Source organism: Oceanobacillus jeddahensis (assembly GCF_000750635.1).
GTDB lineage: Bacteria > Bacillota > Bacilli > Bacillales > Amphibacillaceae > Oceanobacillus > Oceanobacillus jeddahense.
Map to the genome: position 1 here is coordinate 598,270 of NZ_CCDM010000001.1, position 15,348 is coordinate 613,617.

Below are 15,348 nucleotides of genomic sequence, written 5' to 3' on the forward strand. Positions count from 1 at the left end.
TTGATGAGGGGAGGAGCACGGCCTTGTGAAAGTAATCTGGCATAAAAAAATTACATAACAACGTTCACGAAATTATTTTATAAATAATATGAAACGCTGCCGGAACAAGAATAACTAAGACGATAAATAAATGGACGTATTTTCTGGATGCGAAGCTTGTATAAGTCCATAATAATAAAACAATAAAAGCTAGCATAGCGAATAATTCTATGAAAGCCATCCAAATTGTTGGATAGAATCTATACAAAATGGAGATGAAAAAATATATAATGCCACTCAGTATAAAAGCTTTCTTAGCTAAAGCCATAGTTCCCCCGCCTTCTGCTAAACTTTTAATAACATAAATATATAGTCATTTTCCCCTTCATACAAAAGGTAAACATGCTTTATTAAATTTTGAAAGCGTTATTTTATGAATGGTTTGATCCGTACGGTATAATAAATTTAATTTGAATAGAAGAAGGTGAGTAGCATGCAATTTACATATAAAGAAATGAAAAAGCTGGATAAGCAGTGTTTAGAGGAGTTGTATATAGATGTTGGCTGGTCTGCCTATACAAAAGATACAGATATGCTGCAGCAGTCTGTTGAGAACTCTCTGTATGTTTTAACAGCCTGGCATGAAGGTGAGTTAATCGGATTGATTAGAGTAGTAGGTGATGGCTTGTCTATCGTCTATATTCAAGATTTACTTGTGAGAAATGCATATCAAAACCAAAAAATTGGTTCTGTATTAATGCAAAGCGTATTAAAAAAATATGCGGATGTGCGTCAAAAAGTCTTATTAACGGAAGAAGCTCCTCATACAAGATACTTTTACGAAAAGAATGGGTTTAAATCATGTGATCAGGGAGTTGCGGTTGCTTTTGCGCAACTAAAGGCTTAACAGATCTAAATATCTGTCTTAACTAAGTTTGGATATTTTCTGGAAGGGAACATAATAAAATAGAAGAATGATATAAAGGAGTTGTCAGATATGAATGTAGTTGTTATTGGAGCAAACGGACAAATTGGAAAACATCTTGTGAATCAGCTGCATGCACATGAACAACATGAGGTTACGGCGATGGTTCGTAAAGAAGGACAGAAAAAAGAATTAGAAGATAGAGGAATCCAAGCTGTTTTAGTGGATTTAGAGGGAAGTATTTCTGAGTTGGAAAGTGCGATAAGAGATGCTGATGCAGTGGTGTTTACAGCAGGATCCGGCGGACATACCGGTCCAGATAAGACATTGCTCATTGACTTGGATGGAGCAGTAAAATCGATTGAGGCTGCAAAAAATGCCAACGTCAATCGCTTTGTGATGGTGAGTGCATTTCAGGCACATAACCGGGATAGTTGGGCAGACAGTCCAATTAAGCCGTACATGGTAGCTAAACACTTTGCAGATGAAACACTGATGCAAAGCGGCCTTGACTATACCATTGTCCGTCCAGGCGGATTACAGAATGAGCCTGGAACCGGAAAAGTTCTGGCCGGTGAAAATCTGGAGAGAGGCAGCATTCCTCGTGAAGATGTAGCAGCAACCATTGTTGAAGCACTCGAAGCCCCGAATACGTATCAAAAAGGCTTTGATTTAATTACGGGGGTAGACACTATAAGTGATGCTATCGAAAAAATTTAAATAATTATGAGGGCGCTCTTTTAGGAGCGTCTTTTTAGTGTACTAATTATAATTGAAATGAACAAGATATATTTTTAATCATTAGACAAAAGTCAAAGGGGGAGTTCGAAATGATAGAAAACATAAAAATGGATTATTTTTACCAAGATGATTCTGATATAGAAAAAATCGCAGAATTGTATTGTATGACTTTTTTAACAGCTGATTACTCCCATGAGGATAAAGGAAATGCTGTGAAAAATTTACGAAAGCATGCCGGATATGAAGGTTTTGTTGGGATAAAATCTAGAGACGAAGCAGGAAATGTCATTGGTTTTGCATATGGTTATACAAGCTTGCCAAACCAATTTTACAGAGAAAAAATTGCTGATCAATTACCAGAAGATCAAATAGATAGTTGGCTCTATGACTGTTTTGAATTTGTTGAGCTGGCAGTGCATCACTCTTATAAACGCCTTGGTGTTGCAAGTAAACTACATGATGCGTTATTAGCAAATACGAATTGTAAAACTGCTGTATTAACAACGGGTGTTAAAAATAAGCCTGCAGTGAATCTGTATAGAAAGAAAGGCTGGGAACTTATTAAAAACGATGCTCCTGTTATTTCAGAGGCCAATCTTCAAGTAATCATGGGGAAAATATTAAACGAAATGAAATCCTGATTTTCCAAGTAATATCCCTATACAACTTAAACATTACTTATGAAGAAAAATATACATAATTCATTGCTTTCGAGTAGGTGTTTTTTCTGATAAATGTTCACATATGTCATTATATATGTTTCTGTAAATAAAGAAAAAAAGCTTGAAACTACACGTCATGACAGGGTAAAAGCTGAATTCCGCAAAAAAATAAAAAAATTTTAAAATACCCCTTGCATTATTATACATAATGATGCATAATAATTCGATAACAGCACATTTACGAGAGGGGATTTTTTAAGTGGCAAAAGACAAGATCGTTTTAGCTTATTCTGGAGGATTAGATACATCTGTAGCGGTGAAATGGTTACAGGATAAATATAATTATGACGTGATTGCAGTAGCATTGGATGTAGGGGAAGGGAAAGATTTAGAATTTGTGAAACAAAAAGCATTGGATGTCGGTGCTATTAAATCATATGTGATTGATGCGAAAAAACTTTATTCTGATGAATATGTATTGCCAGCATTGCAGGCTAACCTGCTTTATGAAGGGAAATATCCGTTAATTTCCGCATTATCCCGCCCATTGATCGCCAAAATATTGGTGGATATTGCAGAGGAAGAAGGAGCAGTAGCTGTAGCGCACGGCTGTACAGGAAAAGGAAATGACCAAGTTCGTTTTGATGTTGCATTTACAGCACTAAATCCGGAATTGAAGATCGTTGCTCCGGTTCGTGAATGGGCGATGTCCAGAGAAGAAGAAATTGAATATGCGAAAGAACATGGTATTCCGATCCCAATTAAAAAAGACAGCCCATACAGTATTGATCAGAACCTATGGGGAAGAAGTAATGAATGTGGCATTCTAGAGGACCCATGGGCAGAAGCTCCAAAAGATGCATATGATTTAACGCAAGATCCTGTAGATGCACCAGATGAAGCGCAAACTGTACAAATTACATTTGAACAAGGGAAGCCAGTTTCATTAGATGGGAAAAAATTAGATTTAGACGAATTGATTCTTACGTTAAATGAGATTGCTGGAAAACATGGTGTTGGAAGAATTGACCATGTAGAAAATCGCTTGGTTGGAATTAAATCAAGAGAAATTTATGAGGCTCCAGCTGCAATGACATTAATCAACGCCCATCAAGAACTGGAAGCATTGACGTTGCCTCGTGAAGTAGCGGAATTTAAACCAATTGTGGAGCAGAAACTATCTCAGGCTGTTTATTACGGTTTATGGTATTCTCCATTAACAGAAGCACTACAGGCTTTTATTGAGAAGACACAAGAACATGTTTCTGGTACAGTAAAAGTGAAATTGTATAAAGGTCATGCACATGTTGTTGGAAGAGAGTCTGCAAACTCCTTGTATGACTTTGATTTAGCAACTTATAATAAAGATGATGCATTTGACCATGATGCAGCATTAGGATTTATTAAACTCTGGGGACTGCCGACACAAGTACATGCTTCAGTAAATGGTCCTCAGGGAAACAAATCAATTGAGAAAGTAAAACTAGAGGTAAAGGAAGCTGTTAATCCGTGAAATTATGGGGTGGAAGGTTTACAAAACCAACGAATGAATTAGTCGACGAGTATACCTCGTCGATTCGTTTTGATCAGAAGTTAGCGAAATATGATGTTAAAGGCAGCCTGGCTCATGTTGAGATGCTGAAGAAATGCGATATTATATCTGGAGAAGATGCTGATCAGATTACAGAAGGGCTGAAAAAAGTTCTGGCCAAAATTGAAGCCGGGGAAGCTGAATTGTCAGAAGCGGATGAAGACATCCATATGAATGTGGAAAGATTGCTGATTGAAGAAATTGGTCCGGTAGGAGGCAAGCTTCATACTGGACGTAGCAGAAATGATCAAGTGGCTTTGGATATGCGTCTGTATGCAAGAGAGGCAATCTCCGAACTGATTGTGCTCTTAAAATCAGTTCAGCAAGCACTTATCGGGCAGGCAAAGGCAAACATCGATGTCATTATGCCGGGATATACACATTTGCAGCGTGCACAGCCTGTTTTATTCGCGCATCATATGATGGCATATGTATTTATGTTTCAGCGTGATGTAGAGCGTATGGAGGACAGTTTGAAGCGTGTGAATAAATCACCGCTAGGCGCAGGAGCTTTGGCTGGGACAACTTTTCCGATTGATCGCGCTTTTGTAGCTGAACAGCTTGATTTTGATGGAATTTGTGAAAATAGTCTAGATGCAGTAAGCGATCGTGATTTTGTCGTGGAATTCCTCTCCAATAGTTCGTTAATTGGTACACATTTATCACGTCTTTGTGAAGAGCTTGTGCAGTGGTCGAGCGCGGAATTTAATTTTGTCGAGCTGGATGACTCTTATACAACAGGAAGCAGTATGATGCCGCAAAAGAAAAATCCGGATGTAGCAGAGCTGGTTCGTGGAAAAACAGGTCGTCTCTATGGTAATTTGCTTGGGATGTTAACCACATTAAAGGGCTTGCCGCTTGCCTATAATAAAGATATGCAAGAAGATAAAGAAGGCATGTTTGATTCGCATGAGACGATGAGAGGCGCGCTGCAGCTCTTTGCTGGAATGATCGAATCGATGGAGGTAAACAAAGAAAGTATGTACCAGGCTGTTTCGAATGACTATTCGAATGCTACGGATTTAGCAGATTATCTGGTAAATAAAGGACTTACTTTCCGTGAAGCGCATGCTGTTGTCGGGCAGGTTGTTTTAAACTGTATTCAGACCGGTAAGTATCTGCTGAATGTGAGTTTAGATGAATTTAAACAATATTCAGATGTTGTCGAAGAAGATATTTTTGAAGCACTGAAGCCAGAAACTGTTGTTAACGCAAGAGCAGCTGCTGGCGGTACAGCAAAACAAAGTGTTTTAGATCAAATTGACAAAGCAGAGCAATTACTGGAATTGTCTGATCCAGATAAGGTATAGTAAATAAGAGAAGAAAATGAATGGAGCCCATATTAGTGGGTTCCTTTATTTTGTTTTTTACACAATAAGAAAATAAATTGAGGGTGTAAAAAAGCTGGAAATGGGAATATAAAAAGGTAGTATAGAAAGTGATTGGGTATCTGCTTGTTTCTTTTTCATAAAGTGGCAGGACCTGTTATCTTTTTTACAGCTTTATTTTATAGAAAAGGCGGTAAGGTATAATGAAATTAATTGCATCAGATATGGATGGAACGTTACTTAATGAAAACGGTGAAATAAGTGAGGCAAATGCACAAGCAGTGAAAAAAGCAATCAATCAAGGGATTGAATTTATTGTAGCAACTGGAAGGTCTTATCAGGCTGCAAATATTCCACTTCAAGCTGCAGGAATTACCTGTCCAGTGATCAGTTTAAATGGGGCAGTAACCTATCAAGAGAATGCAAAAATAATAAATAGTATTCCAATGGACAAGCAGGTTGCTTCCCGTATCGCTGATGAATGCAGCAAACTTGGGATGTATGTGGAGTTATTTACAAATAAAGGTGTCTTTTCTGAAAGTCGAGATCACTTTTTAGACGTGCTTGTAGATATAATGCGTGCATCTAACCCGGAAATATCCGACCATGAAATGCGTGATATCGTTGAGCAGCGGTTTCAATTAGAAGAAGTTTCTTTTGTAGAGCATCTGCAGACAGCGTTGCAAGATGAAGATATAGAAATCTATAAAATTCTTACCTTTGCTTTTGAAGAAAGTCAATTGGAAGACGCGAAGAAAAAACTTCGTGATGAAACAGGAGCCGTGATTACATCGTCTGGAGAAACAAATCTGGAATTTAATCATCCCAAAGCGCAAAAAGGCTTAGCGATTCAAAAATATATTGAGAACGAAGGCTGGTCTATGGAAGAGGTTATGACGATGGGCGATAACTGGAATGATGCGAGCATGCTGGAAATGGCAGGACGCGGTGTAGCAATGGGAAATGCCGCAGATCAAATTAAGAATCTGTGTCAGTATGAAACGACCACGAATGATCAAAATGGTGTAGCAAAAGCAATTGAAGAAATGCTTGATGAATTAGATAAATAAATAAAATCCCCGGACGGAGCAGTTCGGGGATTTTATTTATTAATTCAATATGAAAACGTATATTATATTTAATGGCGTTTGCTTAACCATAATACGCCTGATTTTGCGAGTCTTGGTAGTAATCCTGTCATTGGCTTTTTAGCCATATTTCCAAAACCATCTGATTTTCCTAGAGAGCCCAAGGTTCCTTTTAATTTTAAAGGTTTTGGCTGCTTCGGCTGTTTATCATTTAAGACAGAGAGCAGAATGTCTGCAATTTGTTCGCCTTGCAGTCCGGCAAGCTGTGCACTTGGTGAATATTCACTGGATGCACAATCTCCTAAAACATATACTGATGAATCTTCAGGTACCTGGTAAAAATCATTAACAACTATTTTACCGTGGTTATCTTTGTTGTATGGAAGTGCACGCACCAGCCAATTAGGCTGTACACCCGCTGTCCAGATCGTTACATCATTTAAATAGCATACGCCGTTATTGCATACCCCATCCTGTTCTACATATTCTACCGTTGAATTATGTACCACATCTACATTATTTTCTATTAACCATTTTGCTACATAATCTTGGATTTTGCTATCGAGCGTTCTTAGTACAGTGTTGCCCCGGTCCAGTAAGCGGATATTTAAATCGGGTCTGCTTTCACGAATTTCAGAAGCAACCTCAACACCACTTAATCCAGCGCCAATAACAGATACTTTTCCATAAGCTTTTAAATTGCCTACTGCGACGCCTGCTTTTCGGGCTTTTGCAAAGGTTTGAACGCTTTCAGTGTATTCTTCAGCCCCTGGAATTCCATGATAATTATCCTCACAGCCTAATCCAATAACTAAATAATCATAAGGAACAATGGAATCTTCATCTTGAATAATAATTTGTTTGTTTTCTACATCAATTTTTGTGATTTCCCGAAAAATATATTTCACACGGGAATCTTCAGGAAAATCAACACGAACATCATGATCAGCTGAAGTTCCAGCTGCAATCGCATAGAACTCCGTTTTTAAGGAACGAAAAGGATTACGATCAATAACTGTTATATGTATATCATTGGATAATGTTTGACTGAGAAGGCCAAGTAGCGTCTTTATACCGCCGTATCCACCTCCAACAAGGACAACTCTCTTCATTGTTTACAACCCCTTATTTGATTAATGAAGTAAATATAAAATGAAACTTTATTCAGTGGAAGTTTCCGACGCACAACGTTTTACGATGGGTCGAGTAACCAAAGCCCCAATACCAGCCCAGGCCCTAGAGCGTCGCATACTTAGTCTGCTGCTTTTCTGCCACTGAATTAGCCTGAGTAATTCAAGGAGTTAGCTCACCTAACCTCCTGCCTAAATAAATTTATTCTCTCTCTTTATTTGGAGGCGGGAGTTTTTACGGGAGATTCTCCATAATAAATTTTAGCATGCATTCATTTTTATTCAGAAATAAACATGTTTAATTTTGGGCGCCAAGCTTTGAAGCTAATAGAAGGGCAGTGGTGAATGTCAATATCGGCTCAAGGTAAAAGAAAGACAGGATACACCTTCGTTAAAAGCTAATATTACCTTCTTAAAAGGAGGTGCTCCCTTTAGTTTAGTAACAATGAGCAGAACTTACCTGTTTTCGATAGACAACCCCTTCACGATAATGGCGCTATTCATATTTGTTTCTTTGAGATATTCTCTCTACCAGATACTAGCGTAACAAATTATGAAGGCGATGTCATCAAGATTGAGACAGTAGTTTGCAAAATGATAAATGGATAATTTATTCAAAAAAATCAATTTATTTATCATGGTGTAACTGGCTGGGACTGGGACTGCGATTACTCGTCCCATCGTAAAGAGTTGTGCGTCGAAAAACTCCCACTGAGTGAAGTTTCGTTTTATAAGACTCCACTTCAAGAAAGGAAGTTTTATTTTAGAACGAGAATATTTTAAGTAATACTTTGTAAACAGAATTGCTTTAATCTAAGAGAAATAAGTCCGTTTTATTTTTTGATAGTTGATAAAAATTTGAAATTTTGGGTTTATTTTCAATTTATTGTAAGCAAGGTGTATACTGATTAAGTTCAACTCAGAGAGTAAGAAGTATAAGAAGGAGGAAATTATTTTGTTAAAGATGTTTAAGTCGGCTCCTGCAAAAGAGAGGCTGCCTGAAGATCAAATTGATTCTCATTACAAAAGACTTCGTTTTCAAGTTTTTATGGGAATATTTATAGGTTACGCAGCATATTATTTGCTTCGTAAGAACTTTTCCTTAGCAATGCCTGGTTTAATTGAAGAGGGGTATTCAAAAGGGGAACTCGGGGTTGCATTATCTGCTGTATCTCTAGCGTATGGAATTAGTAAGTTTATTATGGGAACGGTTTCAGATAGGAGTAATCCACGTATCTTTTTAACCAGTGGTCTGGTATTGTCTGCTGTTGTCAGTTTATTAATGGGGTTTGTTCCATTCTTTACATCTTCAATTGCTATTATGTTTGTTATGATGTTTCTGTTAGGGTGGTTTCAAGGTATGGGATGGCCTCCGTTCGGACGTACACTCGTTCATTGGTTTAGTGTAAGTGAGCGCGGTACCAAGATATCTATATGGAATGTTGCGCATAATGTCGGCGGAGGATTAATGGCTCCCATTGCAACCTTAGGGATGACTATTTTGCCGGAAGCTACTTTGTAGGCTATGAAGGCGTATTTATTCTTCCTGGACTTGTTGCGTTGGCTCTTGCTGTGGTTGCGTATATGTTAATACGTGATACGCCGCAATCAGAGGGACTTCCACCAATTGAAGAATACCGTAATGATTTTCCAAGCAATAATAAGAAAACTCTGGAAACCGAATTGACTACAAAGGAAATTTAATTCAAATATGTTTTAAATAACAAATGGGTATGGACCATTGCATTTGCTAATATATTTGTTTATTTTGTTCGTTATGGAGTGCTTGATTGGGCGCCGACATATTTAAATGAATCGAAAGGTTTTGAAATGAATCAGTCAAGTGTCGCTTATTTCTTATATGAATGGGCTGGAATCCCTGGTACATTACTATGTGGTTGGATTTCCGATAAATTATTTAAAGGTCGTCGTGGACCGGCTGGTGTTGTCTTTATGTTTGGGGTATTAATTGCTCTGGTCGTTTACTGGTTAAACCCGGCTGGAAATCCAATGATCGATAATGCAGCATTAATTGCTATCGGATTTTTAATCTATGGTCCAGTGATGTTAATTGGTTTACAAGCACTTGACTTAGTGCCTAAAAAAGCAGCTGGAACTGCAGCAGGTTTAACAGGATTATTTGGATACCTCGGCGGTGCAGTAACAGCTAATATTATTATGGGTTATGTTATTGATCACTTTGGCTGGGGAGGAAGCTTTATATTACTAATTTCTTCCTGCGTCTTGGCAATGTTTGTTTTTGCATTAACTTGGAATGTACGCGGGCAAGAGGTTGTAAAGCATTAAAAATTAGAAAATTATTTTGATAGGTTAATATGTAGTAATTGTTTTAATAGGACGAGACAATGCGCTTTCTTGTGGGAGAAAAAGGAAGACGTCCTTTCCATTGTTGAAAGCTTCACTTTATAGAAAAGGTGGCAATATCTTGATTAGTTTTTGAGATGTTGTTGCCTTTTTATACGTTGAAAAGCATGAAATTTTAGTGCAGAAGGGCTTCAATGTAGTAACAATGTTTAGGTGCCAAGTATCAGAAAATACTTAAAAAATGAATAGGTTGCGAGAGTTTTAGAAATAATGGTACGATTAAGAGTGCTTTTTATACAATAAGTTCAACAAATCGTGTTTTAATAGATGTATGATAGAAAAAGGAGTTGTCTATGACAGGAATGAAATCAATCCCATTTACTGTAGCAAAAAATGAGCATTTTTTTGATCGCTTAGGAGATTATATCGGCGATGTTTTTTATGATATTTTACCGGAACAGGGCTTTGAGATGCGCGATGAACAAATTTATATGGCGTTTCAGCTGGAACAGGCTTTTAAAAATAAAAAAACAATATTTGCAGAAGCAGGTGTCGGAACGGGAAAAACGATTGTTTATCTCTTATATGCTATTTGTTATGCCCGTTATCAGAGAAAACCTGTTATTATTTCTTGTGCGGATGAAACATTAATTGAACAGCTGGTCAAAGAGGGTGGAGATATTGATAAGCTTGAAAAAGCACTTGGCTTAGAGGTGGATGTTCGTTTGGCAAAAGCACGTGAAAACTACCTGTGTATGAAGAAATTAGACCCGTTGTCTGAATATACAGAGGATGAGGAAATTCTGGATGTATATGATTCTGTTCCAGATTTTGTGTTTGACCAGGGTATCTCAATGCAGTCTTTTTATCCTTATGGGGACCGGAAAGACTATCCATGGCTTTCGGATAAGCAATGGGAACAAATTGGCTGGGATCCACTGAAGCAATGTGCGACATGTGATTTCAGGCATCGCAGTGCCCAGACGTTACATCGTGATTACTATCGTCATGCAAAAGATTTGATCATCTGTTCCCATGATTTTTATATGGAGCATGTCTGGACGAAGGAATCACGAATAAGAGAAGGTCAGCTGCCATTGCTCCCGGAAGCAAGTGCTGTTGTTTTTGATGAAGGACATTTATTAGAGTTTTCGGCCCAAAAAGGGTTGACCTACCGCTTCAACTATCAGAATATCACCAATGTCTTAACAGGTTATCAGGGGCAGGATGTGCGGGAAGAATCGCTGCAGTTAGCCGAAGATATTATGGCGCTCCATGATGACTGGTTTGATTATATTTCAGAAATAGCTGTGCGTGTAGAAGGATCCAATCGGCTTGAAATTCCGGCAGATACGAAAATGAGGAAAATGGCAGTACAGTTAGAGAAAATGGTCCAAGAGCTGTTAGAACAGCTTGTTTTTGATGTGGAGCTATTTACCATGGATGCATACCATACAAAAATCATTGAAGAGTACCTGGAATTTTTCACCTATGGATTATCGATTTTCTTAAAGAATGATGAAGGAGTTTACTGGTTAGAGGAAGACGGGGATGAAAGCAGTCTGGTCATCATGCCGAGGCTGGTTGAGGATGTGCTTCGGGAAGAGGTATTTCAAAAAAATATTCCATTTATTTTCTCGTCGGCAACCCTCTCGCAAGATGGAGATTTTTCTTATATTGCAAAGAGTTTGGGCGTAGATGCGTATGACTCTTTTTCTGTTGAATCGCCATTTGATTATGAAGAAGTTCGTACAATAAAAGAATATGGGTACACGGATGAAACAGAAAAATACCAGGGGATTGCCAGACAACTCGAGGATAATGAAGGGCACAGTCTGATTTTATTCCGCTCTGAGGAAGAAATGCAGGGATTCCGACAATGGATAGAAGGACAAAAATGGTCTTTTGATTTCTTATTTGAAGGGGATAAAGAAATCAGTGAAATTGTACGTGCATTTCAGTTTAATAAGTCCTCTGTACTTTGTGCGTATCATTTATGGGAAGGGTTGGATGTACCTGGAGAGGCACTGACGCAAGTCATCATCGCTTCTCTCCCTTATCCTCCAGACGACCCTGTTTTTAAAGCGAAACGTAAACATGCAACAAACGCATATGATGACGTTGATCTGCCTTATATGCAGCTTCGTTTAAAACAGGGTATCGGCCGTTTGATCCGTACAGAGCATGATAAAGGAACCGTTCATATTTGGAAAAAAGCTTAAGGTTAAAAGCTCTATTCAGCGATTTATAGCTGAATAGAGCTTTTTTTATTGCATAGGAAATTATAGAATTATTGCCTTGTGGATAACTATTTATAGTAAAACAGCCACGTCCAGCTCCGAGCGCCAAAAACTAGGAGATTTCACGTCGCGCCCTACGATAAGTCAACATCGGTTCGTCACCTCACCGTGTTTCCTTTATCTCAGTTGCGCCGCTCCAATCTCTACGTTTTTAAACAGGCGCTCTGCGCTTTTGTTCCATGACAGGAAAAAAAGCAAAGAAACTTTGACTAAGCTTCCCTCGTCCTTGTGAAGAACGTCAAAACCAATAAAATAACGTTTCTTTTCCAATGGAAATACCCCGCCAAAAACCATGATCTGCTTTTGCACATGTGCTTTAAAAGGGCTTTTCATAAGCTGCTCTCGTGTTAATGGTCCTTTTTAGTATCAATCAAGCTAATAAAGTGAGTCAGAATCTTCGCAGTTAGTCCCCAAATGGTTTTATTATCATATTGATAAAAAAGCTCCTCCATCGTTCTAATATGCCATTCATAGTCTTCCCCTCCGACAATCAGATGGTAAGGGAAATTATCTTCAGGCTTTATTTCGAGATGCACTTTATATTTTTTGGGGGTATTTTCTAAAAAGAAAGAAAGCGGGACAGTAAAAATATGATCCACTTCGTCAGGATTGGGCTTAATACTTTCTACAGTCTTGAGTTTTCCGATGAAAGGGTAAATAATTCTTCCTAAGTCGTTCACTATATAATCTAGTGGAATAATTTCAGAAACATCCTCCTCTGAAATTCCAAGCTCTTCAGTAGTTTCCCGGATTGCTGTATCGGTAGGGTGCTTATCTTTTTGATCTACACGACCGCCGGGGAAACAAACATCTCCAGGTTGAGTTCGTAAATTTTTGGAACGGACCTCGAAAAGTATATGTGACTCGCCAGCTACTTCAATTAAAGGAATTAAAACAGAAGATCGTTTAAAGTGTTTATGCCCCATTAATGCTGGAGTACGATCCTTTAATTCGTTTAGAATGTTTTCTATCTGCATACCGTGTCCTCCCTCTCAATGATTCTTCCTAAATTCCATTCTAGTATGCTTTTGGTTTAATGTCATGTATATCGGCTAGGGGCTATCATGAATAGACCTCTGTCAAACTTCCACTGAGGAAAAGCCTGTTTTAGATTATGTGTTAGGGTTGACACTTATTCTAATAGATAAGATGATAATGTAAAAGGTATGGCTATTGATAGAATAAGAGTAAACAAGAGAAGGGGGCGCAGGAAATGAAACATGCTATTTACCAAATGGATATCATTCCTGGTGATCCAGAAAACAATCGTAAACGCGTTAAAGAATGGCTGGAAAAACAAGTTAAGGAGGAAAAACCTGATATTGTTGTTCTCCCGGAAATGTGGACGACAGCATACACATTAGATCAATTAGATGAAATTGCTGATTCAAACGGAGAGCCTACAAGAAGCTTTTTGAAAGAATTGGCAAAAACGCATCAGGTGCATATTATTGGTGGTTCATTTGCTAATAAAGCAGGTGATGGAATCTATAATACAGCACTCGTTGTTAATAACAAGGGAGAAGAGATTTATACGTATGATAAAATTCATCTGGTCCCTATGTTAAATGAGCCGAAATATTTAACGGGAGGGGAAAAGCACGCGCATGTATTTGAATTAGATGGTATTAAAATGGGGCTGCTTATTTGTTATGATCTTCGTTTTCCTGAATTAGCCAGAGAATTAGCTCTTGCTGGAGCAGAAGTAATTTATATTGTAGCAGAATGGCCATCAGCGCGTAAGGATCATTGGAAGGCGCTTCAGCTAGCACGAGCAATTGAAAATCAATGTTATGTCATATCCAGTAACCGGATAGGTTCTTATGATGGAGTTAAATTTTGTGGTGCTTCATTAGTTGTTGATCCATGGGGGACAATCATTAAAGAGGGATCAGAAGAGCAAGAAGAAACATTGATAGAGGCAGTTGACATTTCAAATGTCGAACGCATACGCAAAGAAGTCCCTGTATTTAAAAGCAGGGTGCCGGAAATGTATCAGGGTTGGAAATAAAGAAATAAAACATAAAAAGACTCCATTGCTCGTGTTACGTTTTGAAATTCAGCTTTTCAATGCTGAATTTCAAGGAGGTAGACACTTTCGCAAGGAGTCTTTTTAACGATAAGAAGTATAGGAAAGACTATAGAGTTAAAGGAACTTCGTCTTAATTTCCCTCGACCTTGTGAGACTTGTGAGAACGTCGAAGTCAGCATACCCTTTTGTTAGAAAAAGACGGGCGAATCAATAGACTTTCTAATGAAGTGATTTCGTTATGTTTGGCGGCTCTTTTAATTCGCCAGTACAAACATTTTCTGTAATATGAACTTGAGATGTTTTTCCTTTGTGGTTAATAAATTTAAAAACACCATTATTAAAATCCGTTCCAATTTCCTTGTAGAAAATCCCCTCATATAAGTTATGCTTGGAACGAGTGAATTTCAACCGATATTGTCCAGGGACTTCGCTGTCTTCTTGGATAAATGCACGTACGCCTTTTTCGTAAATGGTATCATCCGTGCTTTTCAGTGTACGATCCACCGAAACGATGTGAAGGTCGATAAATGAAATCTCCCGAAGCAGCACGTTAACAAAAGACCCTTTTGTAATCTCTTCCCAGCGATTTTGTGCACTCTGGCCAATAATAATCTGTGTAATATTGTACGTATGTGCTACGTCTTTAATTGCTTTTACAGAGCGTTTCTCCTTATCACGTATAATAAACTCTTCAACATCTAACTCCTCGCACAGTTCCTTCCAATGCTCTACAAAACCTGATTTATCTGCATCAAATTCATCATAAGGAAGGGCATCTACTGTTAAAACATATAACGGGCAATCCATCATTTGTGCTAATTTATGACCGCGGCGGATAAGGCGTTCACCATTAGGACCATAATAAACACATACTAAAATACTTTCATCCATACGACCTCTAATTTTTTTCATCGTTTCTACGCACCTTTCTCTTATAGTCATTTACTTTTTATTTGGTTTTAAAACATCTATATTTATCCGAATGCTAACCGAATTGTTTTATTTTTAATTTAACCTGTTGTATGAAGGATTAACCCTTATCATAATTGGTTTTTAAAGATAGTCATATCCTTTAAACCGTATCATTTTAACATGTATTTCTAGTTTCGTATAGTACTAGACGAAAATTATTTATTTGATAAAGATTTTTTGCTGTAAAGTCCTTTATACAAGTATTTCTTAGAACTTGCAAGTAAATATCATTATATAATTCTCACTTGCTAAGAAGAATTAAAAATCTTAGCTTT

At 37.8% G+C, this 15,348-nt stretch carries 12 protein-coding genes and 1 pseudogene; 9 read left to right on the forward strand and 4 right to left on the reverse strand.

All coding sequences use genetic code 11. From position 1 onward, the window contains the following. Nucleotides 1–472 precede the first annotated feature (472 nt). From BN986_RS02770 to BN986_RS02795, 6 genes are all read left to right on the forward strand, one after another. A complete protein-coding gene (locus tag BN986_RS02770) occupies nucleotides 473–886 on the forward strand; it encodes a GNAT family N-acetyltransferase (protein WP_040978104.1) in 414 nt (137 codons plus the stop codon). A gap of 72 nt (nucleotides 887–958) precedes the next feature. Beyond that, nucleotides 959–1,624 (forward strand): SDR family oxidoreductase, encoded by a 666-nt coding sequence (locus BN986_RS02775; RefSeq protein WP_262362459.1) that lies wholly within the window; start codon nucleotides 959–961, stop codon nucleotides 1,622–1,624. A 110-nt stretch (nucleotides 1,625–1,734) separates the two neighbouring features. After that, nucleotides 1,735–2,286 (forward strand): GNAT family N-acetyltransferase, encoded by a 552-nt coding sequence (locus BN986_RS02780; RefSeq protein ID WP_052400597.1) that lies wholly within the window; start codon nucleotides 1,735–1,737, stop codon nucleotides 2,284–2,286. Nucleotides 2,287–2,566: 280 nt separating this feature from the next. After that, nucleotides 2,567–3,820 (forward strand): argininosuccinate synthase, encoded by a 1,254-nt coding sequence (locus BN986_RS02785; protein ID WP_040978106.1) that lies wholly within the window; start codon nucleotides 2,567–2,569, stop codon nucleotides 3,818–3,820. Continuing rightward, nucleotides 3,817–5,208: an argininosuccinate lyase gene (gene argH / locus BN986_RS02790; RefSeq protein ID WP_040978108.1), complete on the forward strand. Its 1,392-nt coding sequence runs from the start codon at nucleotides 3,817–3,819 to the stop codon at nucleotides 5,206–5,208. Before BN986_RS02785 ends, argH begins: the two co-directional genes overlap by 4 nt. Nucleotides 5,209–5,429: 221 nt before the next feature. Continuing rightward, nucleotides 5,430–6,296 (forward strand): Cof-type HAD-IIB family hydrolase, encoded by an 867-nt coding sequence (locus tag BN986_RS02795; RefSeq protein WP_040978109.1) that lies wholly within the window; start codon nucleotides 5,430–5,432, stop codon nucleotides 6,294–6,296. Nucleotides 6,297–6,364: 68 nt separating this feature from the next. Here BN986_RS02795 and BN986_RS02800 read toward each other — a convergent pair whose 3' ends face one another. Next, on the reverse strand, nucleotides 6,365–7,426 hold the full coding sequence (locus tag BN986_RS02800) for an NAD(P)/FAD-dependent oxidoreductase (RefSeq protein WP_040978111.1): 1,062 nt from the start codon (nucleotides 7,424–7,426) through the stop codon (nucleotides 6,365–6,367). 982 nt (nucleotides 7,427–8,408) lie between these two features. Between BN986_RS02800 and glpT the strand changes: the two are divergent. Both glpT and BN986_RS02810 read left to right on the forward strand, forming a co-directional pair. Next, nucleotides 8,409–9,751: pseudogene (gene glpT, locus BN986_RS02805) on the forward strand (glycerol-3-phosphate transporter). 371 nt (nucleotides 9,752–10,122) lie between these two features. Continuing rightward, the gene (locus BN986_RS02810) at nucleotides 10,123–11,991 is read left to right on the forward strand and encodes an ATP-dependent DNA helicase (protein ID WP_052400598.1); all 1,869 of its coding nucleotides are present in this window, start codon (nucleotides 10,123–10,125) and stop codon (nucleotides 11,989–11,991) included. A 195-nt stretch (nucleotides 11,992–12,186) separates the two neighbouring features. Here the strand turns inward: BN986_RS02810 and BN986_RS02815 are convergent, their stop codons facing one another. Together BN986_RS02815 and BN986_RS02820 are read right to left on the reverse strand one after the other, a co-directional pair. Next, a complete protein-coding gene (locus tag BN986_RS02815) occupies nucleotides 12,187–12,378 on the reverse strand; it encodes a hypothetical protein (RefSeq protein WP_148417058.1) in 192 nt (63 codons plus the stop codon). A gap of 38 nt (nucleotides 12,379–12,416) precedes the next feature. Continuing rightward, on the reverse strand, nucleotides 12,417–13,046 hold the full coding sequence (locus BN986_RS02820) for an NUDIX hydrolase (RefSeq protein ID WP_040978113.1): 630 nt from the start codon (nucleotides 13,044–13,046) through the stop codon (nucleotides 12,417–12,419). A 236-nt stretch (nucleotides 13,047–13,282) separates the two neighbouring features. Here BN986_RS02820 and BN986_RS02825 point away from each other — a divergent pair, with 236 nt between their 5' ends. Beyond that, nucleotides 13,283–14,080 carry a carbon-nitrogen family hydrolase gene (locus tag BN986_RS02825; RefSeq protein ID WP_040978115.1) on the forward strand — a complete coding sequence of 266 codons (798 nt, stop codon included), beginning with the start codon at nucleotides 13,283–13,285 and terminating at the stop codon, nucleotides 14,078–14,080. 240 nt (nucleotides 14,081–14,320) lie between these two features. Here BN986_RS02825 and BN986_RS02830 read toward each other — a convergent pair whose 3' ends face one another. Continuing rightward, entirely contained in the window at nucleotides 14,321–15,013 is a 693-nt protein-coding gene (locus BN986_RS02830; RefSeq protein ID WP_040978116.1) for a universal stress protein, read from the reverse strand. Nucleotides 15,014–15,348 lie beyond the last annotated feature (335 nt).